Origin of the sequence: Sphingobium amiense, assembly GCF_003967075.1 — a bacterium.
Lineage (GTDB): Bacteria > Pseudomonadota > Alphaproteobacteria > Sphingomonadales > Sphingomonadaceae > Sphingobium > Sphingobium amiense.
Genome location: NZ_AP018664.1, coordinates 3,392,501 through 3,418,005, shown reverse-complemented (window position 1 = coordinate 3,418,005; position 25,505 = coordinate 3,392,501). Strand labels below are relative to the sequence as shown.

Annotated in this window: 16 protein-coding genes, 1 tRNA gene and 2 rRNA genes (1 of these 19 cut by a window edge); 3 read left to right on the top strand and 16 right to left on the bottom strand. The window is 65.3% G+C overall.

Annotated features, from left to right (window positions below):
- Positions 1-3 precede the first annotated feature (3 nt).
- Together SAMIE_RS16650 and SAMIE_RS16645 are read left to right on the top strand one after the other, a co-directional pair.
- Positions 4-1,467, top strand: a complete 1,464-nt coding sequence (locus tag SAMIE_RS16650; protein WP_066700639.1) for a GH1 family beta-glucosidase — start codon at positions 4-6, stop codon at positions 1,465-1,467.
- 92 nt (positions 1,468-1,559) lie between these two features.
- Complete coding sequence (locus tag SAMIE_RS16645; protein ID WP_066700702.1) at positions 1,560-2,339, top strand: enoyl-CoA hydratase-related protein; 780 nt, start codon at positions 1,560-1,562, stop codon at positions 2,337-2,339.
- Between the two features lie 58 nt (positions 2,340-2,397).
- On the opposite strand, the gene SAMIE_RS16640 is transcribed toward SAMIE_RS16645, so the two are convergent.
- The 11 genes from SAMIE_RS16640 to SAMIE_RS16590 are packed head-to-tail and all read right to left on the bottom strand — an operon-like array spanning position 2,398 to position 17,116.
- Positions 2,398-3,558 (bottom strand): CaiB/BaiF CoA transferase family protein, encoded by a 1,161-nt coding sequence (locus SAMIE_RS16640; protein ID WP_066700638.1) that lies wholly within the window; start codon positions 3,556-3,558, stop codon positions 2,398-2,400.
- Positions 3,555-4,457 carry an alpha/beta hydrolase gene (locus tag SAMIE_RS16635; protein ID WP_066700637.1) on the bottom strand — a complete coding sequence of 301 codons (903 nt, stop codon included), beginning with the start codon at positions 4,455-4,457 and terminating at the stop codon, positions 3,555-3,557. Before SAMIE_RS16635 ends, SAMIE_RS16640 begins: the two co-directional genes overlap by 4 nt.
- Positions 4,454-5,488: a TRAP transporter substrate-binding protein DctP gene (gene dctP, locus SAMIE_RS16630; RefSeq protein WP_066700636.1), complete on the bottom strand. Its 1,035-nt coding sequence runs from the start codon at positions 5,486-5,488 to the stop codon at positions 4,454-4,456. The genes SAMIE_RS16635 and dctP overlap by 4 nt, the downstream gene beginning before the upstream one ends.
- Positions 5,485-6,786 (bottom strand): 2-hydroxyacyl-CoA dehydratase subunit D, encoded by a 1,302-nt coding sequence (locus tag SAMIE_RS16625; RefSeq protein ID WP_066700635.1) that lies wholly within the window; start codon positions 6,784-6,786, stop codon positions 5,485-5,487. Before SAMIE_RS16625 ends, dctP begins: the two co-directional genes overlap by 4 nt.
- The gene (locus tag SAMIE_RS16620; protein ID WP_066700634.1) at positions 6,783-8,867 is read right to left on the bottom strand and encodes a CaiB/BaiF CoA-transferase family protein; all 2,085 of its coding nucleotides are present in this window, start codon (positions 8,865-8,867) and stop codon (positions 6,783-6,785) included. The genes SAMIE_RS16625 and SAMIE_RS16620 overlap by 4 nt, the downstream gene beginning before the upstream one ends.
- Positions 8,864-9,754, bottom strand: coding sequence for a hypothetical protein (locus tag SAMIE_RS16615; RefSeq protein ID WP_232037286.1), 891 nt, complete (start codon positions 9,752-9,754; stop codon positions 8,864-8,866). The genes SAMIE_RS16620 and SAMIE_RS16615 overlap by 4 nt, the downstream gene beginning before the upstream one ends.
- Positions 9,755-9,756: 2 nt before the next feature.
- A complete protein-coding gene (locus tag SAMIE_RS16610; RefSeq protein ID WP_083952481.1) occupies positions 9,757-11,067 on the bottom strand; it encodes a TRAP transporter large permease in 1,311 nt (436 codons plus the stop codon).
- Entirely contained in the window at positions 11,064-11,516 is a 453-nt protein-coding gene (locus SAMIE_RS16605) for a TRAP transporter small permease (protein ID WP_066700632.1), read from the bottom strand. The genes SAMIE_RS16610 and SAMIE_RS16605 overlap by 4 nt, the downstream gene beginning before the upstream one ends.
- Positions 11,513-12,628: a CapA family protein gene (locus SAMIE_RS16600; protein WP_197724642.1), complete on the bottom strand. Its 1,116-nt coding sequence runs from the start codon at positions 12,626-12,628 to the stop codon at positions 11,513-11,515. The genes SAMIE_RS16605 and SAMIE_RS16600 overlap by 4 nt, the downstream gene beginning before the upstream one ends.
- An 18-nt stretch (positions 12,629-12,646) precedes the next feature.
- Complete coding sequence (locus SAMIE_RS16595) at positions 12,647-15,340, bottom strand: TonB-dependent receptor domain-containing protein (protein WP_066700631.1); 2,694 nt, start codon at positions 15,338-15,340, stop codon at positions 12,647-12,649.
- Between the two features lie 48 nt (positions 15,341-15,388).
- A complete protein-coding gene (locus SAMIE_RS16590; RefSeq protein ID WP_066700630.1) occupies positions 15,389-17,116 on the bottom strand; it encodes a CocE/NonD family hydrolase in 1,728 nt (575 codons plus the stop codon).
- A gap of 58 nt (positions 17,117-17,174) precedes the next feature.
- On the opposite strand from SAMIE_RS16590, the gene SAMIE_RS16585 reads away from it, so the two are divergent.
- The gene (locus tag SAMIE_RS16585; protein WP_232037285.1) at positions 17,175-17,891 is read left to right on the top strand and encodes a GntR family transcriptional regulator; all 717 of its coding nucleotides are present in this window, start codon (positions 17,175-17,177) and stop codon (positions 17,889-17,891) included.
- A 15-nt stretch (positions 17,892-17,906) separates the two neighbouring features.
- Here the strand turns inward: SAMIE_RS16585 and SAMIE_RS16580 are convergent, their stop codons facing one another.
- The 5 genes from SAMIE_RS16580 to SAMIE_RS16560 all read right to left on the bottom strand — a co-directional run.
- Positions 17,907-21,206, bottom strand: coding sequence for a glycosyltransferase (locus SAMIE_RS16580; RefSeq protein ID WP_066700628.1), 3,300 nt, complete (start codon positions 21,204-21,206; stop codon positions 17,907-17,909).
- A 121-nt stretch (positions 21,207-21,327) separates the two neighbouring features.
- Positions 21,328-22,908: an FAD-dependent oxidoreductase gene (locus SAMIE_RS16575; RefSeq protein WP_232037284.1), complete on the bottom strand. Its 1,581-nt coding sequence runs from the start codon at positions 22,906-22,908 to the stop codon at positions 21,328-21,330.
- A 314-nt stretch (positions 22,909-23,222) separates the two neighbouring features.
- Positions 23,223-23,299, bottom strand: a tRNA-Met gene (locus SAMIE_RS16570).
- 73 nt (positions 23,300-23,372) lie between these two features.
- A 5S ribosomal RNA gene (rrf, locus tag SAMIE_RS16565) occupies positions 23,373-23,487 on the bottom strand.
- Between the two features lie 120 nt (positions 23,488-23,607).
- Positions 23,608-25,505 (bottom strand): 23S ribosomal RNA (locus tag SAMIE_RS16560) (it continues 899 nt past the right edge of the window).

Sequence of the window (25,505 nt, the reverse complement as noted above, 5' to 3'; positions counted from 1 at the left end):
GAAATGACCGGGATCAACCGCCGTGAGCTGGGAGTGGGACTGGGGCTGGGGCTGGGCGCGGCTGCATTGGGAACGGCGCTGGGCAGCGGCGCGGCGCAAGCGCAGGCGGCACCCGCCGGAACGCCGGACAGCCTGTCCTTCCCGCCCGGTTTCCTCTGGGGTTGCGCCACCGCCTCCTATCAGATCGAAGGCGCGGCGCGCGAGGACGGGCGCGGTCCGTCCGTCTGGGACGTGTTTTCCCATACGCCGGGCAGAGTCGCCAACGGCGACACCGGCGATGTCGCCTGCGACAGCTATCACCGCTATCCTGAGGACATCGCGCTGCTGAAGGCGCTGGGCGTCAAGGCCTATCGCTTCTCCATTGCCTGGCCGCGCATCTTTCCCGAAGGCCGGGGCAAGCCCAACCAGAAGGGCGTCGATTATTACAACCGCCTGATCGACGGCCTGCTCGCCGCCGGGATCGAGCCGCATGCGACGCTGTTCCACTGGGATCTGCCCGCCGCGCTGCCGGGCGGCTGGCAGAACCGGGACACGTCCTACGCTTTTGCCGACTATGCGGGCTATATGGCCGGGCGGCTGAGCGACCGGATGAAGCATTTCATGACGGTCAACGAACTGCTCTGCTTCACCGACCTCGGCTATCTGACCGGCGGCAAGGCTCCGGGCCTCAAACTGCTGCAGAAGGACGCCAATCAGGTGCGGCATCATGGCGTGCTCGCCCACGGCCTTGGCGTGCAGGCGATCCGGGCGAACGCGAAGGCCGGGACGCTGGTGGGTCTCGCCGAAAACCCGTCCATCTACGTCCCCGCCATCGAAACGCCCGAACATATCGAGGCGGCGAAGAAGGCGATGCGCGATCAGAACGCCATGTTCCTGACCGCCATCATGGAAGGACGCTATCTCGACAGCTACCTGAGCGCGCAGGGCAGCGACGCGCCGGTGGTGAAGGCGGGCGACATGGCGGCGATCGGCAGCCCGCTCGATTTCCTGTCGATCAACGTCTATACCGGCAAGATGGTGCGGGCGGACCCGGCCAGCCCCACCGGCTACGCCGTCCTGCCCATGACCGGCGAAGCGCCTCGTATGCCCTCCAGATGGCTCTATGTAACGCCCGAGGTGATCTACTGGGGACTGCGCGCGATCCATGAGCTGTGGAAGCCCAAAGCGCTCTATATTTCGGAGAATGGCTGTTCCGCCGACGACAAGGTAAGCGCCGACGGCAAGGTCTACGACACCGACCGCGTCATGTATCTGCGCAACTATGTCACCCATCTCCAGCGCGCCGCGCGCGAGGGGCTGCCGATCAGGGGCTATTTCCTCTGGAGCCTGATGGACAATTTCGAGTGGGAGGACGGCTATACCAAGCTGTTCGGCATCCACCATGTCGACTTCAAAACGCAGAAGCGCACGCCCAAATTGTCCGCCGACTGGTATCGCGAACTCATTCGAGTCAACAGACTGGTGTAAAATACAGGCCTGTCCCGCGCGCCCTTCCGTTTGCGGTAGGGTGCGGATATGACCGCCCCGATTCTGCCATCACGGAACCGGAGAGAATGAGCATGTCCTACGAAACCATCCTCGTCGAACAGCGGGACGCCGTCACGCTCATCACGCTCAACCGGCCGCAGGCGCTCAACGCGCTGAACAGCCAGGTGCTCAAGGATCTGACGCAGGCCTTCGCCGCCTATGACGCCGACCCGTCGCAGCGCTGCGCGGTGCTGACGGGCAGCGGGGAAAAGGCTTTCGCCGCCGGGGCCGACATCAAGGAAATGGTGGACAAGGACGCCGCCGACTTCTTCCTGGAGGATTTCTTTTCCGGCTGGCAGAGCGGCGTCGTGGGAACCCGCAAGCCGTGGATCGCGGCGGTCGCGGGCTTCGCGCTGGGCGGCGGGTGCGAACTGGCGATGATGGCGGACTTCATCATCGCGGCGGATACGGCCAAGTTCGGCCAGCCTGAAATCAAGCTGGGCGTCGCGCCCGGCATGGGCGGGTCGCAGCGCCTGACCCGCGCGGTGGGCAAGGCGAAGGCGATGGAAATGTGCCTCACCGGCCGGATGATGGACGCCACGGAAGCCGAGCGCGCCAGTCTGGTGTCCCGCGTCGTCCCCGCCGCCGATCTGGTCGAAGAAGCGTTGAAAGCGGCCGCGCTGATCGCGTCCATGCCGCCGATGGCGGCGATGGTGAACAAGGAAATGGTCAACCTCGCCTTCGAAACCGGCCTCGCCCAGTCGATCCAGATCGAACGCCGCCTGTTCCAGATTCTGGCCGCGACCGAGGACAAGAAGGAAGGCATGACCGCCTTCGTCGAAAAGCGTCCCGGCGTCTGGAAGGGGCGCTGACGCCCCCTCGTTCAACCGCCATCGTCGACGTGCCCGTAACGGCCGCCATTACAGGCGATCAGGGCGCGTCCTGTCCGCCCAGCCAGCGCAGAATGGCATCGCGATCGCCGTCGAGGCGCGGCGGCGCGCCCGCTTCCTGCGTCCCCGGCGCCATGCGGAACCCCGCGCCGGGCAGCGCGACGGGGCCGTCCACCGGAAGGCCTGCGCCATCCAGCGGCAACAGCGCGTCGGACCGGGCCAGCGCGGCGGCTTCATCCACACGCCGCACCATGCCGCAGGGAATGCCCGCTGCGCTCATCCCCGCTTCCCACTCGGCGGCGTCGCGCATGGCGATGACCGACGCCAGCTCCGCCTTCATCGCGTCGAAATTGGCGCGGCGCGCTTCCGGCGTCGCATAGAGCGGATCGGCAAGCCAGTCCTCCCGCCCGACGAAGCGCGCGAGCGCCGCAAACTGGTTGGGCTGCACCACGCCCAATGAAATCTGCCGTCCGTCGCGCGCGGTGAAGAGCGAGGCGGTCGGAAGGCCGCTGTAACCCGTATTGCCCATGCGCGACATGGCCTGCCCCGTGACGAGGAAGGGCGTCACCGCCGACGTCATGAAAGCAAGGCTGGCGTCGAACATCGACACGTCGATATAGGCGCCCGCCCCACCCTGCATCCGCCGGACGAGCGCCGACAATATGGCGAGCGCGGCGGTCTGTCCCGTCAGCGTATCGACAATGGGAAAGCCCACGCGCACCGGCGGATCGCCTTCCTCCCCGCTCAGCATCATCATGCCGCTGGTCGCCTGCACGATATTGTCGATCGCAGGCCAGTCGCGCTGCGGCCCGTCCTGCCCATAGCCCGATACCGAGCAGTAGATGATGTCGGGCCGCAGTTCCCGCACCGCCCCATAGCCCAGACCCAGCCGCGCGATCACGCCGGGGCGGAAATTTTCGAGCATCACGTCGCACCGCGCGACGATGGCCCGCGCAATCGCCAGATCGGCTTCGTCCTTGAGGTCGAGTGCGATGGATTTCTTCCCGGCATTGGCGGCAATGAAGGCGGGCGACAGGCCGTCGAACCGCCGGTCGGAGCCATAGCTGCGGAAACTGTCGCCCTTGGGCGGCTCGATCTTGATGACCTCCGCTCCCATCAGCCGCAGCAGGTGCGAGGCATAGGGACCGGCCATGACATGGCTGAAATCGGCGATGCGGATGCCCGCAAGCGGCTGGGTCATGGTGTCTCCGGAAATTGCTTGCGCACGACGGTCCAGGCCGGATCGACGCATAGGGTGCATGAAGGGCCGGCAAAGACGCGGCCTGCGCGCCGGTCTCGCCTCAGGCGCCAGTCGAGCCAGGCCACGGCAACGCGGGCATATTCGCCGCCGTGGGCCAGCGCGAAGGTGCCGCCATGGCCGGTGGCGATATTGCCGTAGAAGACCGGCACATGGTCGATCCGCGCCACATCGTCGCTGCCGTTGGGATAGGCGATGTCGGTGGGGCCGCCCAGAATATAGGCGATGGGCGTGTGCAGCTTTCTGAGGTCGTCCTTCGTGACGGAAACGCCGCTGCGGCCGCCGCCGGGACGATTATAGACGCCGCTGTTGAAGGCGACGACCGTGTCGATGCGCGGGTCGGCGCCCGCCGCGATGGCCTGCAGGCCGCCGCAGCTATGGCCCATCACCGCGATGCGGCCGGTATCGACCGCACCGGGATAGGCGCGCGCGGCCCAGTCGATCGCTCCGAGGAGCTGCGCCACCGATGTTTCGTCCGCTGTGGCGGCGGGGGGCGGACCCGCTGGCGCTTCGCCCGCCTCAGGCAGCGCGGCGAGCGGCGGCTTTTCCTCGCGCGGCGCGCCGTTCGCCACGACGATATAGCCGTGGCTCGCGATCTCCCGCAGGAAGTGGCTGGCGGACAGGCCATTGTCGCGGCACCCGCCATTGCCCCAGAGGACGAGCGGCAGCCGGGCCTTGGGAAGGCGCGCAGGCCGATAGACCGTATATCCCGGCACATCGGCAGGCGCTTGCGCGATGGCGGGCCAGCGTCCGGTTCCCTCGGCCGCACCAACGGTCCGGGCCGGGGGTGCGGTGGCCGCGCCCACCGCGAGGGATGCGGCGATCAGGGCGAGCCGCTTCATGCCTTGCCTCCCGCGCACGCAATCCGGTCGCGCCCCTGAACCGAGGCCCGCGCAGCACGGAACGCGCGGAGGCCGTCAATGCCAAAGCGTGAAAGGCGGCGGGCATTTTCTTCGGAATCGCGGAGGTAAAGCGCGTCGAAGCGCGCCTGCTCCGCCTGCGACACGCCATCGACGGTCACGCCCTGTGCGCGGGCTTCCTCCATGCCCTTTTCCAGCGCAGCGTGGATTTCCTTTTCCAGCGCCGCTTCCCAGACCGCCTGCGATTCGGTCAGGATCGCGCGCTCGGCGGCGGTGAGGCTGTTCCAGCGCGCCGCGCCCATTGCCCGCGCGGGATATGCGCCGCGCGGAATGGCGAGATTATTATAATGCCGCGCCACCTCCGCGAAATGGAGCGAACGGAACGTGTCGCCCGGCGCGATGACGCCGTCGATCACGCCCTTCGCCATCGCCGAATAGACATCCGCCATCGGCATGTTGACGGCATCGACGCCCAGCGATTCCAGCACGGTCAGCAGCTCGGTCGGCGCGCGCAGCCGCAGCCCCTTCAGGTCGGCGAGGCTGCGCACCCGCCGGTCGGTGGTCACGACGCCCGCCAGCGACCCGCCCTGAACGGCGAGCACCTTGAGGCCGTGCAGTTCCTTGCCCATTTCCGGGCTGGCCGCCGTGATGCAGCGATAGAGCGCCAGTTGCGAGGCGATGCTGTCCGCGCCGCTGTAGAAGCCGGTCTGGATGCGGATGAGGTGGGTTCCACCGCGCACATAGATGGGGGTGATGAGGCCCACATCCGCGACGCCGTGACGCAGTTCGTCCATCGACATGTCCGACGACAGGAGCGCGCCCGACCAGATCGGGCGGATGCGGATACGACCGCCCGAACGCTGCTCGACGAACTGCATCCACGCCTGGTCCGCCTTGCTGAACGGATGCGTGGGGCTGTAGGGCGTCGCATAGGTCAGCTCGGTCACGCCCGGCGGAAGCGGGCGCGCACAGGCGGCCAGCAGCAGCAGGGCCAGAAGCGCCAGCCTCTTCACGTCAGCCCCCGCGCCGCCAGAAAGTCAGCGACCATCGCAACCATCCGGTCATGGTCCCAGTTCTTCGCGTCCACCATGTCGGCGTCGATGGACAGCACCGGCACGCCCGCCGCCTCCAGCGACAGGGCGGTCAGCTTCGTGCCCGATTGCGACAGGCGATTGTCGGGCGGCAGCAGCACGACGCAGGCGTCGATCCCGCACCGCTCCGCCTCGCTCGTCATCCATCCGTTCATCCATGGGGGCAGGTGCAACACCTCGTTCATCGAACAGATGCGGCTGGCGAGTGCCTCCATCGGCGCGCCCTGCACTTCCCGGATATATTGCGGTCCGGCAAAGGGCATATACATGGACCAGACGAACACCGCGCCCAGCCTTTCCTCCAGCGCCTGATAGAAGCCGGGGTCGTGCCAGACGCCGGCGCCGATCCACATGAGACGCAGTTTCTCCTTCTCCGCCGCGCCCGCGCCGGTCGCGACGCGCTCCATCACCTCGTCGCGGAAGCGCTTCGCGTGCGCCACCGCCCAGTCCGAGCCGCGATGCCATTGCGGGATCATGGTGTTGGGCATCTGCTCGGCGATGGAGACGGGGCAGGGACGCGCCCTGCCGATGGCCTGCGCCGCTTCCCAGATATAGTTTTCCTGCTCGTTGATCCGCTCCATCAGGTGATGCAGCTTCGCCTCGTCGAACTTTCTCCCCGTGCGGTTTTCCAGCAGGGCGATGAGGTCGCGCATTTCGTCCACCATCAGGGCGATGCGGTCCGGCTCGTAGACGGTGCGCCAGTCGGTGCGGCTATGTTCGAACCAGCGGGGGTCCTTATGCTCCCACGCCGGAGCTTCCATCGGAAAGAACTCCGTCCCCAGCGCCTGCGCCCACTGGCCGAACACATGCTGGATGCAGTCGCAGGTCAGCCGCGCGACCAGCACCGTGGGCGTGGGCAGGCCGCCCCAGGGCGCGGTCTTCGGATCATTCGCCAATGTGCAGGCGAGACCCAGCGAGCAGTATTTGCAGCCATTTTCCGGGTAACCGTGCTTCGCCATCACCTCGAAATAACGGTTCGAAAGCTGCTTGGCGGAGATATAGGCAGACCACCACTGGTTGGTGATGATCGGAATGTCCATCACGTGAAATATCTCGTGCGGGGTATCCGCCTGCACGATGGCGAAAGGCTCGCCCTCATCCACCACCCGGCGCCTGAGGTCCGCGCCGAACTGCTTCTGATAGGCCGATGCGGCGGCGGTGCAGGCCAGATGTTTCTGGGAGCGCTGGCCGGTCGGCTGGGCGGCGATGCTGTCGTTCATTCGAAAACTCCTGCCGCGGCGAGGGTGGCGATGCGGGAGTCGGACAGGCCGCACAGATCGCGCGCGATCTCCTGCACATGCTCGCCCATGCGGGGCGCGCGGAACGGCTGGAAAGCGTCGTGCGAGAAGCGGATCGGCGTCGCGATGTGGCCGAAGGGGCCGAGGATCGGGTGGTCGAGCGTCACCAGCGCACCGCGCCCCGCAAGCTGGGGATCGCGGTCGATCATGTCCTCGCTGTCCTGCACCACGCCGCATGCGATGCCCGCTGCCTGTAGCTCCGCCGCGATGGCATGATCCTCCCTCGCCGCCGTCCACGCGGCGATATCGGGACCGGTGATGGCTTCCAGCCGCGCCCGATCGTCCCGCCCGGACAGGCTGATCGCGACCCAGCGATCCTCGCCCGCCGCCGGAAACACATCCTGAAAGAAGATGCCCGGATCGGCATTGCCCATCCGCCGCGGCCGCTCCCCGCGGCGCGCGGCCGCCAGCGTATCGCGCATCTGCTGGACGCAGATTTCATACATGGACGCGTCGATATGGCAGCCGCGCCCGGTTTCCCGCCGGCTCTGGAGCGCCGCCGCGACCGCCCCCGCCATAACGAAGGGCACGATCACGTCGCCATAGGGCACCGCGCCGGGAATCACGGGATCGCCATCGGCATAGCCGGTGAGGAAAGTCCGCCCCGACAGCGCGCCGCCGGTCCCGTCGACGCCCCATTCCTGCGCCAGCGGCCCGGTCTGGCCGAAGACGCTGCCCGAGACCATGACGATGCCGGGATTGCGCGCCGCGAGCACGTCATAGTCGAGGCCCAGCTTCTTCATCGTGCCGGGCGAGAAATTCTCCACCACCACATCCGCCCAGTCGATCAGCGGGTCGATCAGTTCACGCGCCTCGGGCTTCTTCATGTTGAGCGACAGGCTGCGTTTCGAACTGTTCAGATGCGCGAACCAGGGCTTGTCATCCCAGTTGCCGGGCCTGGACGCTGCGACCTGCACGTCGAGGCGGGCGAGGTCCGGGCGCGTGCGGCTCTCGATCTTCACGATTTCAGCGCCCAGATCGCCCAGCGTCTTGGTCGTGATCGAACCCACCAGCGCCCAGGCAAAATCGAGCACCCTGACGCCCGACAGCGGGCCGGGCCGCTCGCCGGTATGCACGGCGGGCGCGGTAACGGCACTGCCCTCGCGCATCGTCGCGAACCGTTCCGGCAGACCCGAGGCCGTGTCGAAGAAGCCGCGCGCATGAAGATGCGGGTCGGCCAGAACGTCCACCGGTTCATTGGCGACGCAGGCGTTGATGCCGCGCCGCAGTCCCTCCGTCGCGATCTCCGCCTTGGTGCGCGATGCGAAAAAGGCCGCGATGGCCGCTTCCCAGATCGCGCGCGTCTCCGCCGGGAGCGTGGAGCGATTATATTGAAGCCAGTCGGTCCCCCGGAGCGGATTGGGCATATCGGCTTCGTCCATCCAGTCGGACAGCGCCTGATTGGCGGGTGCGCCCAGCCTTCCGGTCATCAGCGAATGGAAGCACCAGCCATCGGCAAGCCTCCAGATCGCCCGCACCGTGGCCTTGCCATAGGCGAGCGCGCCGCCCACGCGGCTCAGCTTTCGCCTGTCGAACTGCCAGCAGAGGATGCCGTTGAAGTTGCGGCTGAACGCGACCTGCTGAACCGACACATCGACATGCTGGCCGCGCCCGTGCGTCCCGCGCGCATAATGCGCCGCCATCGCGCCGCTCGCCGCGACCATGTCGGCATGGAAGATACAGGCGTCGCCCGCTTCCTTGACCGGCGGCCGGTCCGGCTCCCCCGTCACGCGCAGCGCGCCACCCATGGCCGACGCGACGAACTCGCCACCCTTCCAGTCCGATCGCGGCCCGCCCGACCCGAAGGTCGTGACCGATACATGCACGGCGGTGTCGGGAATGGCGACGCTGCCCAGCCCCTCCAGACCGATATCGTCGATGACGAAGGAAGCGCCTTCTACCCGCCCGCCCAGCTCCGCGCCGAGCGAGGCGAGGTAGCGCGCCAGCGGCCGATCCGCCATGCCGCCCAAGGTGGCGACGCGATGACCCTTGAGCGGCATCATGCCGCCAGTCCCTTCAGGAATGCTGCAATCTCCTCTGCCTCGCCGCCATTTGCCCGCCAGTCCCGCCGTGTCAGAACCAGCGCCGGGATGTGCGCCGCATCCAGCGCGGCGCGCTGGGGGGGAAGATCCCAGAGCCGGGCTTCATCCTCTTCGGCAAGCCACAGGATCACCGCCCGTGCATTCTGACGCCGCGCCTCTTCCATCAGCACCGCTGCGCCATCGGCGAAAGCGCGGCTGCCCTGTGCGTGTCTGTGCCGCTGCGCCGCCACTGCGGCGAAGGGATCGCCGCCCTCCGCCACCGGCGGACCGAGCGCTTCCCAGATGGCGCCGAGCGTCGGCCCGGCCGCGCGCCAGCCCGTTGCCTCCACCATGGCGTGAAGCCGCCTGTCAGGCGGCGGGGTTCCGGCGATCAGGCATGAGGGACCGGCATTCGCGCCCCCTTCATCGGCCTGCCGCCGGGCGTTGGTAGCGATGATCGCACGCGCCAGTTGGCTTTCGTCCACTTCCAGCCGCACGGCGAGCTTTCGCACCGCCGCTTCGACATGCCGCGCGCTGCTGGCCCGCGCGATGGTGGCGGCGTCGAAGATCAGCGGCTCCGGCCCCCTGATCTCGCCCTGCCGCCGCAATTCGCACAGATAATAATAGAGCCGCTGCGCCGCATCGTCCGCACGGGAGAAAAGGATGGCGTCATGACCGTCCAGCACGCCGTCCGCCCAGTCCTGAAGGATGGAGCGCGACCAGAGCGGAAACTTGCTTTCCAGCCACCGGTCCGCCGCCGGCATGGCCCGGTCGATATTCCAGCCGAGCGCACCGGCGCAGCGGCCGGACGCCGTCAGGAGGTCGTGGGGCAAATCCGGTCCGACATAGGCAATGAGGGGGGCGATCAAGGTCATTGTCCGAAAATGGAGGGCAGCCACAGCGCCATCGCCGGAAACAGGATGAGCAGCAGCAGGTGAATGAGGTCGCTCGCCAGAAACGGCAGCACGCCCCGGAAAATGCGATTGAGCGGCACGTCCTTCGCCACGCCCTGAATGACGTAGAGGTTCATGCCGAGCGGCGGGTGGACGAAGCCGATCTCCATCGCACGGGTGACGAAGATGCCGAACCAGATGGGCGACATGCCGACATTCTGCACGATGGGCAGCAGGATCGGCGTGGTCAGCAGCATGAGCGCAAGTCCGTCGAGCACCGATCCCAGCAGCAGCAGCAGCCCGGCGACCACCAGCAGCGTCGGGATCGTCCCCATGTCCATCGCCGTCACGGCATTGCCCACCGCATCGGTGAGACCGGTGACGCTGATGAAGACGGAGAAGATGATTGCGCCGATGATGACGAGGAAGATGAGGCCGCTGGTCCGTAGCGTTTCCGAAAAGGCGCGGAACAGCACTTCGCGGTTGAGCCGTCCGCGCCACGCAGTGATGAGCAGCGCGCCCGCCGTGCCGATGGAGGAAGCCTCCGACGGGCTGAACCAGCCGAGCACGATGCCGCCCAGCACCACCGCCAGCAACAGCAGCATGTCCGCGATCCGCAGCAGCGCCCTGCCCCGCTCCGCCCAGCTCGCCCGCTCGCCGACCGGCGCGATGGACGGGCGCCAGCGGACCAGCAGCCAGACGACGAAGCAGTAGAACAGCATCTGCGAGATGCCGGGGATCAGCGTCGCGGTGAAGAGCTTGCCGATCGACTGTTCGGCAATGATGCCATAGACGATGAGAGCGCCCGATGGCGGCAGCATCTGCCCCAGCGTGCCGCCCGCCGCGACCGTGCCCGTGGCCAGCGCATCGGAATAGCCCCGCTGGCGCATTTCGGGCAGCGCGACGAGGCCGATGGTCGCCGCCGTCGCAAGGCTCGACCCGTTGATCGACCCGAAACCCGCGCAGCCGCCGATGGACGCATAGGCGAGGCCACCGCGCCGGTGGCCAATCATCTTGGCGGCGGCGTCGAACAGGTCGCGGCTGGCATTGGCGGAAAAGAAGAGATGCGCCATCAGCATGAAAAGCGGCAATGTGCCCAGTTCATAGCGCGTCAGTGTCTCCACCACGACGACGCCCGCCTTGACCAGCGCCGCTTCCGCTCCCAGCGCGACCACCAGCCCGCCGATGCCGACAAGGCCGAGCGACACGCCGATCGGCACCCCGAAGAGCAGCATCGCGAAAAGAAGGAGGAGGCCGATCAGTCCCGTTTCCGGCGTCGCAAAGATCATTTCTCGCGCCGCTCCACCATCTGCCGCGCCAGCAGCAGGATCACGACGATCAGCGCCGCGTTCAGGAAAGCGCGCATCCATCGCCACGGCACATCGAGCAGTTCGCTAACCTCCTGCTCGCCCCAAAGGTCCATCGCCAGCCACAGCGACCCGGTCAGCAGCATGGCGTAGAACAGAATCGAGAGCGCGGTGCACAACCGCTCGGCCCCCACTCGCCGCATGCCAGTCAGGCGGTCGAGGATCAGGTGAACGCGCGCATGGTTGCGCGCCAGCGTCGCCGCGACCAGCGCCAGCGATCCGGCAACCAGAACCGCCACCTGCACCAGCTCGATGGCGCCCTTGAGCGGCAAGCCGGTGTGCCGCCCGATCACCGCAAGCACGTTGAGGGAGGCGGCGGCGATCAGCGCGACGCCACCGGTCCAGACCATCGCCATCCGCGCCGCGTTCATGGCAAGGCCTCCATTATGCGGCCATCGGGCGCGATCCGGATCGGCGGCAGGCCCGCCTCTATGGTTATCTTTTCGACATAGGCTCTGATCTCCGCCGCACGCGCGCCGGACGCCAGCACGGGTCGCCCCGGCGCTTCGACATGCACGGGGATGATCCCCGCCGCCGTCGAGCCGTCCGCGCCGATCTCCAACGTGCCGAGGAAAGCGTTGACCGCTTCGGGATGGAAGGGCGCAAGCGTGTAGGCCGGGTCCGGCTCAAATCCGAACATCGCCTTGCGCCGCTCCGCCCATTGCGCGCGCGCCGGATGATCCTGTGCGGGACTGAGGGCGCGGGTAACGACGCAGCCATTGCCGAGGCCATGGAAGATCGGCTTTCCGCGGTAAAACTCGATCCCGCGGACGATATGCGAATGATGGCCGATGACGGCATCCGCCCCCGCCTCGATTGCTGCATGGCTCAACCCCCGCTCATAGGGGGCAAGCCGCGCTGGCGTGTGGACGATCCCCTTGTGCAGCGCGACGAGCACGATATCCGCCTGCGCGCGGGCCGCAGCGATGTCCTGCTCCAGCGTCGCGACAGCGTCCGACGTCAGCACGGTCAGCTTTGCGGCCGGAGCGATGGGTGTACCGTCTTCCGTCTCGATCCGCAGATAGGCGCATCCCGCCCGTTCGGCGCTGGCCCAGCCGGCTTCCGGACCGACGCAATTATAGCTCAGCAGCGCCACCGTCGCGTCACCGACGACGACGATGGCCGGACGGCGGGCTTCGTTCAGATCGAGGCCCGCGCCACAGCATGCGACGCCCTGCGCCGCGAGGCCCGCGACCGTGTCGGCGATCCCTTCCGCGCCGCAATCCGCGATATGATTGCCGGCAAGGCTCAGCAGTCCAAAGCCCGCCTGCGCAATCGCCGCCAGATTTTCCGGCGGCGCGCCGGGCGCGGGCACATCGCCCTTCAGTTCCGCGCCCCGGTCGGTATGCGGCACCTCCAGATGGCCGATGGCCAGATCGGCCCCGCGCAGGGCAGGCGCGATCCCGCTCAGCCACCAGTCGCCGTCCGGCTCATCCAGAACCAGATCGCCTGCCAGCACGATCGAGATCGCATCCTTTCCCACGCTCTCTTGCCGCTCCGATCAGAAGGACTTGCGGACGCTGATCGCGAACAGGCGCCCGACCGGGTCGCTCGCCGTCGCGTCATAGCCGCCGCTGCCGTTGCCGCTGGGCGCGAGATTGACATAGGGCGGGTCGGTATCAAAGAGGTTGCGGACCTCCAGCCCGACCGTCAGCCCCTTGGCGAAGAAACCGCTTTCCCGCGGATCGCCGATCCGCCAGTTGAACGTCAGATCGACGGGCGTGTAGCTCTTCACCGACTGGTTGGGCGTCGCCAGATTGTTGCGATAGCCGCCCACATGCGTGACCAGCACGCGGGTGGAGAAGGGACCATGATCCCATGTCACGCTGGCGCGGCCCTTGAACTTGAGCGGATTGAAGATGACGTTGCGCCGGTCCACCAGCGGAGCGGTCGGCGTCACCGCGACATTATATTTGGTGAGATATGTGCCAGACAGGTTTACCGTCAGATTGTCATTGGCCCCCAGTTCGCCGTTCCACGTTCCCGTAAAGTCGATGCCCCGCGTGATCGACACGCCGAGGTTCTGGCTGCGCCCGTCGACGAACAGGGTGACGTTGGCGGGATTGCCGCCGGGGAAGGAACCACCCGCCAGCGCGACGCCCTGGGCCAGCAGTTCCTGCACCCGCGCCGCCGCCGCTGCATCGCGCAGGATGATGTTGGTGCCGGCATATTGCGCTTCGTTGCCCAGGATCGTCAGGTTGGACAGGTTGGCGAGCACCTGATTTTCATATTTGACGTCCCAGTAGGTGACGCCGAAGCGCAGGTTGGGCAGCGGCTCGAAATCCGCGCCGACCGACCAGGTGGACGCCGTTTCGGGTTTGAGGTCGAGGTTCGGGCCGGACAGCGCATAGCCCTGAAGCGGCGCGCCGCCCGCCGGGTTCTGGTAGCTCTGGCCGAAGATGTTGTTCGAGTTGCCGTAAATCTCCGGGATGGTCGGCGCGCGGAAGGACGTGCCGTAGCTGGCGCGCAGCTTCAGCCAGCGGACCGGTTCCCAGTTGATGCCGAATTTGGGATTGGTGGTGCTGCCGACATCGCTATATTTGTCGTGCCGGACCGCTGCGTTGAGTTCCAGCCGCTCGAAGCCCGGCGTCGCATTGCTCGCGCCAAACACCGGCACGAAAAGCTCGGCGTAGAGGCTGTCGACCTTGCGGCCGAAATGGCGGAAGGTAATGGGCGTGGTCGGCCCGCCCCGCGCGGAACCGAGCGCGACGGTGAAATCCTGCCGCTCATAGCCCGCCGCGACCTTCACGTCGCCGCCGGGCAGCGAGAAGAGGGGTCCGTTGAGCCGCGCTTCATAGGTTTTGAGGCGTCCGTTGGTGGGCGCGAGGAAGATCTGGTTGGCGATCAGCGCCTTTACCGCATCGCTGGTGCGGCCAAGGCCGTAGGGATCGAACGCCGTTGCCGGATCGCTGCTGGCGAGCGCGGCGTTCAGCGCCGCATTGTTGATCCCGTAATAGGAACCCGAAAAATCCTTGGTCTTGCCATAGCCGTAGAGCGTTTCAAACTCCCAGTCATGCGGGAGCTTGACGCGCAGGCCCGGCGTGATCTGCCAGCTTTCGGCCGAACCATAGCTGTCGTTGGTCGGCACATCGTCGCGGAAATTATAGTCGAGCGTGTAGCTGGTGCCGGCAAAGCCCGCCGGTCGCACGAAGAAGGCGTTGGTCTGCGGCACCGTGAGCCGCGCGTTGGAGTAAGCGGATTTGCGGTAGAATTTCCGCTTCGAATAAAATCCGTCGTAGAAGACGCTCAGCCAGTCGTTGAATTCGAACCGGCCGGTGCTGTTGACCGAGTTATAGGTCTGTTCCGGCGCGAGATCCTGATTGTCGAGTTCGTCGCACTTGTTGAGCGTTCCCGCGACCAGCGACCCGGCCGTCCCCTGCGTGACTCCGGCCGCCGGAATGGCGTAGGTCGTGCCGTTGGCGTTGATGTTGCCGGGCGCGCAGCGGGCGATGCGATAATCGCCGCCGCCGAACCGCGTCTGGTCGTTGGTGAAGAAGCTGCGATCGTCGCCACTCAGGTTCGACCGCTCGACATGTTCGTAGGCGACCATGATCTGCCCACGATCGAACACCTTGCCCAGCGCCGCGCCGACGGAGGTTTCGTGGAAGTCGCCGCGCGATGCGATACCCGACCGGGCGAAGAACTCGCCGCCGTCGAGCGAGCGGCGCGGGATAAGGTTGACGACGCCCGCCACCGCATCCGATCCGTAGATGGCGGAAGCGCCGTCCGCGACCACCTCGACCCGCTCAACGCCCAGCGACGGCAGCACCGATGGGTCGATCGAGCGGCTGTTGTTGGTGACGCGGTGGCCGTCGACCAGCACCAGCGTGGCATAGGGTCCGATGCCGCGAAGGTTGACCGAGTTGCCATAAGTGATGTTGCCGCTGCCGCCCGACTGTCCGCGCGAATTTTCCGATACGCCGAGATCGAAGACCTGCGGGATTTCCTTGATCATGCGGTCGACGGTCACGGCGCTGGACGCTTCCATTTCCGCCCGCCCGAGGGTGGTGACGGTCGATCCGACCGGCGCTGCACCGCGTACGCGGCTGCCGGTAACGATGATGTCGGGGGCTGCCGGTTCGTCGAGCTGCGGCTCCTGCGCCGCCGCCATGACGGGCAGCATCAGCGCGGCCCAGCCCACGCTCATCTTCAATACGGCCCGCAGGCGCAGCGGGGTCTTGTCCTTGCCTTCCATGCTTACCTCCCTTTTTGGCCCTGTCGGCCGTTCTTTATTCCGTGCCGGTCACTGTCCGTCCGCGACCGGCAGATCGACGAAGGACGATCCGCCCCGCTCGACGCTGATCTGCGGCGGGGGCGTCTGCTGGATGTCCTTAAGATTGCGCTGGCGCGGGTCGGCTCCGGCGATGGTCACGCGCAGCCGCGCGCCTGTCGGCACAATCCGCGAAACGGGGGTCAGGTCGATGGCGAGGTCCGCCGCCTGCCCCACGGGTAACGGCGCGACATCGGCCTTCAGCCCGCTATGCCATGGCTGGCCCATCGTCCTGTAGGGCGCGGTTGCGGCCTTGCGATGCGACAGGGCCAGCCGACCGAAGGCGACCACTTCGGCCTTTCCGTCCGCGCCGACCTGATCGAGATAGACGAAGATATTGGCGTCGGGCTTGTCGGCGCGCACGCGCAGATGCACGACCGGATAGCCGATGAGCTTCATCGGCTTGCCAAGCGGCGTGCTGGTGTAGCTCAGCCCCTTGTCATCCATCGGCTGCGCCCAGAAGGCGAAATAGTCGGCGCCCGGAAGGTCGTAGCGGACGGTGAAGCGGTCCTGTCCCGTCCGGCCCTTCGCCGCGCTCATCGTGCCGTCATTGACCGAACGGGCGGTTCCGCTGCGGCCATCGCTGAAATACCAGCGCTGCGCAGTCGCGCCTTCGCCCGGAAGGCGGGCGGAACGGGCATAGCCGCCCTTCCCGTCCAGCCCTTCGACCCAGTAGGTAGCGCGGGGCGCCTTTTCGATGCCGTTGTCCGCGCCTTTGAGATAATGGTCGAAATAGCGGACCACTTCGCCTGTGAAATCGAAACCGGGCGGGGGCAGGCAATGGCTGCCGGGACCGGCGAGAAATTTGGAACCGCTCAGATTGGCGGCGCTCAGGATCGACTGGGCAGTGGGTTCGTCCTGCCAGTTGCTCCAGAAATAGGTTGCGATCCCTGCCTTCCGGATGGCGTCAAGATAGCGGTAGACTCCGACTTCCTCCCAGAAAGCGTTGCCGGTGTAGCGGGAGACGCTGTCGCGATAGGGCATGCCATACCACAGCGCCGCCATGGGCGTGTTCCCGGCATGCTGGGCCACGGCCTTTCCGAGTTGCGCTCCGTCGCGGTCCTCATCGACCGGTATGCTCGCCAGATCGTCGCTGAGCGGCTCGTCGGGCCGGGTGTTGAACTGCGCCGTGATGCCCCCGCGGCGGACGAAGGCATATTTGTCCAAGTCCGAAGCCCCGACGAATACTGCCTTGAGCGAGGGCGGAGCCGTGGTTGCAGTATGAAAGGTCGTGCCGCCCAGATAGGAGCAGCCGATCATCCCCACCTTGCCGCTGCTGAAAGACTGGCGTGCGAGCCATTCGACGAGGTCGTGGCCGTCCTGCGCCTCGGTCCGGTCCTGAAAGCCGCGACGGCTGCCAAAGGACGCGCCCTTGCCCCGAATGTCGGCGACCGCCACGACATAACCGGCCCTGATGAGCGAACGCAGCGCCATCCGGTCGTTGAGCGCGACTTCCTGCACCGCGCCATCCTTGTCGCGGAAGCGGGCGCGATAGGGCGTGAAGACGAAGATGACGGGCATCTTGCTCTCCACCCGCTTGCCGTCGACCGCAGGAAGGTAGAGATTGACGGCCAGTTTCGTGCCGTCCCGGACAGGCACGTAAAGCGACTGCCGCTGAACGTCGGGATACTCCGAGCCATGGCCGGCCGTGGCGATCGCCGCCGCCGTCAACGCTCCCCATATCCGGGCTGCCCGCATCATCCACTCCATTATTGTCGACAATTTCATCCGCCTTTTGTCAGACAGATGCAAAGCAAAATTGGCTGACGATATTGTTGACAATTTCGTCAAACTCTCGAATATCGGCGGCATGATAGAGCAGGGAGACAAACGCGCGCCGTCCGGCATGGAGATTGCGGACTGGGTGCGCGAGCGCATCCGCACCGGGCGCTTCGTGCCGGGCCAGCGGCTGGTGGAAGTGGACATCATCCGCGCGATGGGCGCGAGCCGGTCAAAGGTGCGTGAGGCGCTTCAGCGGCTGGAAGGCGAGGGACTTGTCCAGATCGAGGAGTTTCGCGGGGCGTCGGTCAAGAGCACGGGTCTGGAGGAAGTGGCGCAGATCTACCGCGCGCGGGTCGCGCTGGAAGGAATTTGCGCTGCCGATTTCGCCCGGCATGCGACGGACGAGCAGAAGCAGGCGCTCTGCGCCTTGCAGACGGAGCTGGACCAGTGCGTCGACGAGCGTGCGCCGGATCGGTTCGGGCGGCTCAACCTGGAGTGGCACCGCCGGATCGTGGAAGGGTCGGGCAATGTCGTGATCGCCGAACTGCTCAAGCGTCTCAATGTCCCGATCCATCGCCTGCTGTTCGAGAGCTTTTACGACGAAGCGCGATTGCGGGCGGCAAACGCCGACCATCGGGACATGCTGAAACTGCTGCTGGCGGGCGAGGCGGACGCGGCGGAGGCCGCGATGCGGCGGCATATCGGCGCGGGCTTCGAGACTTTGTCCAAGATCGAAAGCGAATTTTACCGGTAGGCGGGCGTCACCGCATCAATGCGTCAGCGGCTCGGTCAGCCGCCCGCTCCGCTCCAGCTTGCCCCAGCCGACCACCCATCCGGCGATGGCGGACGCGATGGCGCGCAGGACGACCCAGTACATGATCTGGCGGTAGACGAGCCGCTGCGCGACCAGCAGATGCGCCGGGTAGCGGACGCGGTGGCCGTCCAGCCGATAGGCGATCCAGCCGCACAATATGTCGACCGCGGTGAAGGCGAGCCAGTAGAGGCCCATAGCGCCCACATCGCCCGCCGTCTGCGCCCAGCCATGCTGGATTACGCGCACGGTGGTGCTGACGACGGAAAGCAGCAGCGCAAGGTCGATCAGCGGCGAAATCGCAGCGAAGACGATCTGGAACAGCCACGCCTGCGGCAGGCCGATCAGGCCCAGACCCGATGGCTTGCCCGTCCGCAGCACGGCGCGATGCTTCCACAGGCATTGCAGTGTGCCGAACGCCCAGCGATAGCGCTGCCGGGCGAGCGCCCTGAAGCTTTCCGGCGCTTCGGTCCAGGCGGTTGCGCGCGGATCGTAGATCACGCGCCAGCCCGCGCGCTGGATCGCGATGGTCAGATCCTGATCCTCCGCCAGCGTATCTTCGGGGTAGCCGCCCACCGCGTCCAGCGCCTGCCGCCGCCATGCGCCGACCGCGCCGGGCACCACGGTGATCGCGTCGAAGCCCGCCAGCGCGCGCCGCTCCAGATTCTGCGCGGTGATATATTCCACCGCCTGCCAGCGGGTGACGAGGTTGATGCGGTTGCCGACGCGCGCGTCTCCGGCGACCGCGCCGATGGCCGGGTCTGCGAACCAGCGCGCAAGGCGGCGGATGGTGAGCGGCTCGAACTGGGTGTCGGCATCGAGCGCGATCACGATCTCTCCGCTCGCACGGAGCAACGCCCGGTTCAGCGCCGCCGCCTTGCCGCCATTCTGGAGCGTCAGAAGGGTGACGCGCGGATCGCCGCCGAACCGTTCCGCGACGATGGCGCTGGTCGCGTCCTTCGATCCATCGTCGGCGACGATCACTTCCAGTGCGGGATAATCGCTCGCGAGCACGCGCGCGACCGAAGCCGCGATCACCCGCTCTTCATTATAGGCCGGGATGATGACCGACACAGTAGGGGTATGGACGGGGGGATCGGCGCGCCGCCGGCGCGTCTGCACCCAGGCCAGCGCCGCCATCACTACCGCGCGCGCCATGCCGAGCGTGATCGCCACGTAGAAGAGCCATGTCATCACGAGCGACAGCGCCGCCAGCAGGACGAAGATGGCGACATCGGTGCGCACGGCCCACAGATCGGCGCTGCTCACCTTGGGCATGGCCTGCGCCGCCGGAATGCCCGCCAGTTGCGAAGCAGTGACGAAGCGATAGCCTTCGCCTTTCAGGATGCGGATGATGCGGGGCAGCGCGACCACGGTCTGCGCCCGGTCGCCGCCGCCATCGTGCAGCAGGATGACGTTCGCCGAACTGTCCGGCGTCCATGAATGCACCTGATCGACCACCTGCCGCACGATGGCGTCGACGCCGGGACGCTGCCAGTCATTGGGATCGACGTGCAGCCCCACCACCGTATACCCGGCATGCTGTGCCTCCACCGCGGGCAGAAGCTCGTCGGTGGTGGTAGGTTCCGCATCGCCGAAATAGGGCGCGCGGAACAGGGTCATGCGCCGTCCGGTATAGGCCTCGACCAGGCGCTGGGTGGTGTTGAGTTCCAGCCGGGTCTGGTGCGGGCCGATGGTCGCCAGATTGGGATGGGTATAGCTGTGATTGCCGATCTCGCTGCCGTCGGCGACAATGCGGTTCAGCAGTTCGGGATGCTCCAGCGCATTTTCCCCGATCACGAAGAAGGTCGCGGGCACATGCGCGCCTTCCAGTATGTCGAGGATCTTCGGCGTCCAGTCGGCATCGGGGCCATCGTCGAACGTCAGCGACAGGAGCTTCGGATTCGCCCCCCCGACACGCTGAACCACATAGGGCATGGGCAGGCGGCGATAATGTTCCTGATGGATCAGCCCCTGCGTATCGAAGCCGACGGTCCGTCTGCCATCGGTCGGCGTGGAGGTGACCCGCAGGATTTCGCCCGAACCCTCGACATCGGTGCTGACCACCGCGCGCGGCGTCGAAAGATCGGGCAGGCCGCCCCTGCGAAAGGCAGCAAGATCGTTCCAGAAGCCCGAATCCTCGGTGCCGAGCCGCCATAGCGCCACGTCGCCGATGCCGAGACGCCTGAGCGCCTGCATCTCGTTCCAGTTGGTCGCGGCATCCATCATCCATACGGCGTGATGTTTGCCCGCCTCGTCATAAGCGAAGCCCGCATTGCCGCTCGCCGGATCGAACATCACCGGCGTCTGACTGTCATGCGCGGCCAGCCATGCTTCCTCGATCGACAGCGCGTCGGTCCCGTCCCCATGCCAGTCATAGGCATAGCTGCCGAGCGCCACGACCAGCTTGCTGCGGGGCACGATCCGCTGCGCGCTTTCCACTTCGCGCACGAACCAGTCCTGCGCGGCGATGGGACCGGCCGTGCCGCCCTCCCAATGCTGATCATAGGCCATGAAGATGAGCTTGTCGGCGACCCGGCTGAGCGCCGCCAGCGGCCAGCCTTCGTCTTCGGCAGGCGCGGTCACGGCCAGAAGCGTGCCCTTGGGCATCGCCCCGTGAAGCGCGCGCAGGAAACGGACATAGTCGCGCATCGCGCCGGGCGGCAGCGCTTCGATGTCCATCACCAGACCGGCGGCATGGCTGGCCCGCGCCTGGGCGGACAATTTGTCCACCATGGCGCGCCGCTGCGCCGGATCGTGAAAGAGTGACGCCGCCCCGGCCGAATCCCACCTGTCCTCCAGCAGATTCTGCACCATGGGCAGCACCAGCGGACGGTGGCGCATCTGCGCCATCAGATGATCGAGCCGGGGATCGCGCGACACGGTGACGGTGTGGCGCGGCCCCGACACATTGATGGAGGCCGGCACGATCCAGTCGAGCGCGCCCACATGCCGCACCAGCGTATTGAGGCCGCCTTCGTCGCCGGGAACATAGAAGCCGATGCTGAGCGGTGCGCTCGTCGAAGAGGCATGGCGCGCTGGCAGCCAGCTCAGGAGCCGGCGGTGCAGCGTCGGCAGGAATTTGGCGGCATGCGCCCTGGGCAATGGCAGTTCAAGATCGCGTTCGCGGGGCACGAAGATGAGCGTCGTCGCGAAGGCCAGCGCCCCAACCAGGATGATGCTGAGCAGGAGCGCAACGATCCGCTTCGACCAGCGGCTCCGCTGGCCTGTCGGATCGAAGAACACAGGAGCACGCATCGAACAGTCTCACCACCCATTTTTGCAGGGGCCGCTCTACCCCCTGCAATATGAGCAGCCGCTGGGGCCGAACTAAATTATTGGTAATGTAAGGCGGGGCGTGAGGCCTTCCGCGACGCCCTCAGGCGCGGACATGGTTCCAGACATGGGATATGACCACCGATCCCTCCCCCACCGACGATGCGACGCGCTTGACCGACCCGGCCCGCACATCGCCCACCGCGTAGATGCCGGGGCAGGATGTGGCATAGGGAGATGTCGCGCCTGCGGCGTCGCCCGTCTTCACGAAACCGCAGCCGTCGAGGCTCACCAGCTCGGACAGCCAGCCCGTATTGGGCGCCGCGCCGACCATCACGAACAGGGCGCATGCGGGCAACCGCCGCTCACCCTGCGCGTCGCGAACGGTGATCGCATCCATCTTCCCCTCGCCATGGACGGCGACGACGCGGCTGCCATATTCGATGGAGATGGCGGGATCGGCCTCCAGTCGGCTCGAAAGATAATCGGACATGGAAGCCGCGAGCGTATCGCCGCGCACCAGCAGACTGACATGACTGGCTGCGCGGCTCAGGAACATTGCGGCCTGCCCGGCGGAGTTGCCGCCGCCGATCACGAAGGAATGTGCCCCGCGACAGAAGCGCGCTTCATTTTCCGTCGCGGCATAATAGACGCCATTGCCTTCGAATTGGGAAAGGCCTTCGATCGGAAGGCGTCGATACTGCACGCCTGTGGCGACGACGATCGCCCTCGCCCGGACGCGCTGGCCATTGTCGAATGTCGCACAGAAGTCGCCACCCTCCAGCTTGTCGAGCCTTTCGACCCGGCGGGGAATGGCGAAACGGGTGCCGAACTTCATCGCCTGGACTTCGCCGCGCCAGACCAGATCTGCGCCGGAGATGCCGGTCGGGAAGCCCATATAATTTTCGATCCGGCTCGACGTGCCCGCCTGCCCGCCCACGGCCATGTCCTCCACCACCAGAGCGCGCAGTCCCTCCGCCCCGGCATAGACGCCTGCCGCGACGCCCGCAGGACCGCCGCCGACGATGACGACATCGAAATGCTCGTCATCGACAAGCGTTCGGTTGAGGCCGAGCAATTGCGCGACGCTATCGGGCGTGGGGTTGGTCAGGACATTGTCCTTGCCGAATATGACCGCCGGAATATCCGCAGAAATCGCGCAGCTGGTCGCGACCGACAGGGCTTCGGGCGTGCCTTGCCCGTAGGATGTGTAAGGAATGCGGTTGCGGCTCGCAAATTGCGCGATCTGGCGGATTTTCGGTTCCGCTTCCTCGCCGATGAGGACGAGCGATCCGTCGCCCGTGTCCAGTTGCCGGCGGCGCCGAGCGGCAAGAACCGTGATGACGATGTCCGACATTTCGGGGATGTTGGCCATCAGGCGCAGCATTTCGGGGCGCGGCACCTCGATCACCTGCGTGTCGCGAACGGCACGCAGCGGCAATGACCAGCTTCCGCCGTCGAGGAAGCTGATTTCGCCCATGAACTGAGTCGGGCCGATTGTAGACGCGACATATCGTTGATCGGTGAAGGGATTGACGACCTCGACTTCGCCGTCCAGCACATAGTGGAACCGGTCGACCGGATCGCCGGGACCGGCGATCATCGTGCCCGCCGCATAATGCACCACCGATCCTGCCGCCCGCAGAGCCTCCACATGGTCGGCGGCGAGAGGCACGCGTTGCATTTCGCGAAGGTCTCGCCCGATGGTTTCCATGGGATTTTGCCTTTGGTGTGTGTGGTGCTGTGAGTGGGTATAGCTCGAGTGTTGTTGTTTATGCCAGCGGTGGTGGCGTGGGCATTTTGCCGGGGGGCTAACGCAAAAAAGCCCTGCCTGTGGGGGCGGGGCTTTTTTGTGATGTGGGATGTTGGTTGCGGGAGCAGGATTTGAACCTGCGACCTTCAGGTTATGAGCCTGACGAGACGGCAGCATAAAGGACAGTCCGGGGGACTGTTCGACTGCTGCTGTGGGCTGCGGGGTATCGTAGGCGAGCGACCTTTTGGTTGCGGGAGCAGGATTTGAACCTGCGACCTTCAGGTTATGAGCCTGACGAGCTACCGGGCTGCTCCATCCCGCGCCAGAGGCGCGACCGGAGGTCGCTGAACAGAGTGAATGGGTTTTGCGTATTTTCAAAAAGCGCGAGCTTCAATGCCTGGCGACGCCCTACTCTTCCGGGGCTTGAGCCACAGTACCATCGGCGCAGTCAGGTTTCACGGCCGAGTTCGGGATGGGATCGGGTGGGTCACTGACGCTATGGTCACCAAGCAATGGAGCTGGCGCTTTTTGGGTTTAATCGATGTCCGTGCACAGGATGTGATTGATATCTGGCTTTGCTTGTGACCGCCATATGACGACAGATCAGAGCTGTCGTTGATGGTGGGACTCTTAAGCGCGATCAGAGCCATTAGGACCGGTTAGCTTCACATGTTACCACGCTTCCACATCCGGCCTATCAAGGTCGTGGTCTACGACCGCTCGAAGAAATCTTATCTTGAGGGAGGCTTCCCGCTTAGATGCTTTCAGCGGTTATCCCGTCCATACATAGCTACCCAGCTGCGCTCCTGGCGGAACGACTGGTACACCAGAGGTATGTTCAACCCGGTCCTCTCGTACTAGGGTCAACTCCTCTCAAATTTCGACGCCCACGGCAGATAGGGACCAAACTGTCTCGCGACGTTCTGAACCCAGCTCACGTACCACTTTAATTGGCGAACAGCCAAACCCTTGGGACCTGCTCCAGCCCCAGGATGTGATGAGCCGACATCGAGGTGCCAAACGATTCCGTCGATATGAGCTCTTGGGAATCATCAGCCTGTTATCCCCGGCGTACCTTTTATCCGTTGAGCGATGGCCCTTCCACGAGGGACCACCGGATCACTATGACCGACTTTCGTCTCTGCTCGACTTGTCAGTCTCGCAGTCAGGCGGGCTTATGCCATTGCACTCTAACAGACGGTTTCCAACCGTCCTGAGCCCACCATCGCGCGCCTCCGTTACTCTTTAGGAGGCGACCGCCCCAGTCAAACTACCCGCCACAGAGGGTCCCTGCACCGGATAACGGTGCGAGGTTAGACATCAGAAAACAACAGGGTGGTATTTCACCTATGGCTCCACGACAACTGGCGTCATCGCTTCAAAGCCTCCCACCTATGCTACACAGTTCTTTCCTAATGCCACTCTGAAGCTGCAGTAAAGGTGCACGGGGTCTTTCCGTCTAACCGCGGGTACTCCGCATCTTCACGGAGAATTCAATTTCGCTGAGCATATCCTGGAGACAGTGGGGAAGTCGTTACGCCATTCGTGCAGGTCGGAACTTACCCGACAAGGAATTTCGCTACCTTAGGACCGTTATAGTTACGGCCGCCGTTTACCTGGGCTTCAATTCAGAGCTTGCACTCCTCCTCTTAACCTTCAGGCACCGGGCAGGCGTCAGGCCCTATACGTCGTCTTGAAGCCGACTTAGCAGAGCCCTGTGTTTTTGCTAAACAGTCGCTACCCCCTGGCCTGTGCCCCCCATCAGAGCTTGCGCTTAGATGGGGCCTCCTTCTTCCGAAGGTACGGAGGCAATTTGCCGAGTTCCTTCAGGATACTTCTCTCAAACGCCTTGGTATACTCTACCATTCCACCTGTGTCGGTTTAGGGTACGGTCTTAAACGGTGGGGCTATTTCCTGGGACAGCTTCCCTGCCCGGACCAATCCAATAAGGCCGAACAAGTTACGCCATCCGTCACACACCACCAGGCCCACGAATATTAACGTGGTTCCCATCGACTACCCCCTTCGGGCTCGTCTTAGGGGCCGGCTTACCCTGCTCAGATTAGCTTTAAGCAGGAACCCTTGGAATTTCGGCGACAGTGCATCTCACACTGTTAATCGCTACTCATGTCTGCATTCGCACTTCCGATACCTCCACGACCCATTACCAGATCGCTTCAACGGCCTACGGAACGCTCCGCTACCGCTCAGTCAAAGACTGAACCCTAAGCTTCGGTGCACGTCTTGAGCCCCGTTACATCTTCGCCGCAGGATCTCTTATTTAGACCAGTGAGCTGTTACGCTTTCTTTAAAGGATGGCTGCTTCTAAGCCAACCTCCTGGTTGTTTTGGAAATCCCACATGCTTTCCCACTTAGACGTGACTTGGGGACCTTAGCTGTAGGTTAGGGCTGTTTCCCTTTTGACGACGGACCTTAGCACCCGCCGTCTGTCTGCCGGACTAGACTCGTTGGTATTCGGAGTTTGGTTAGTATTGGTAGATCTCGCGACCCCCGCAACCATCCAGTGC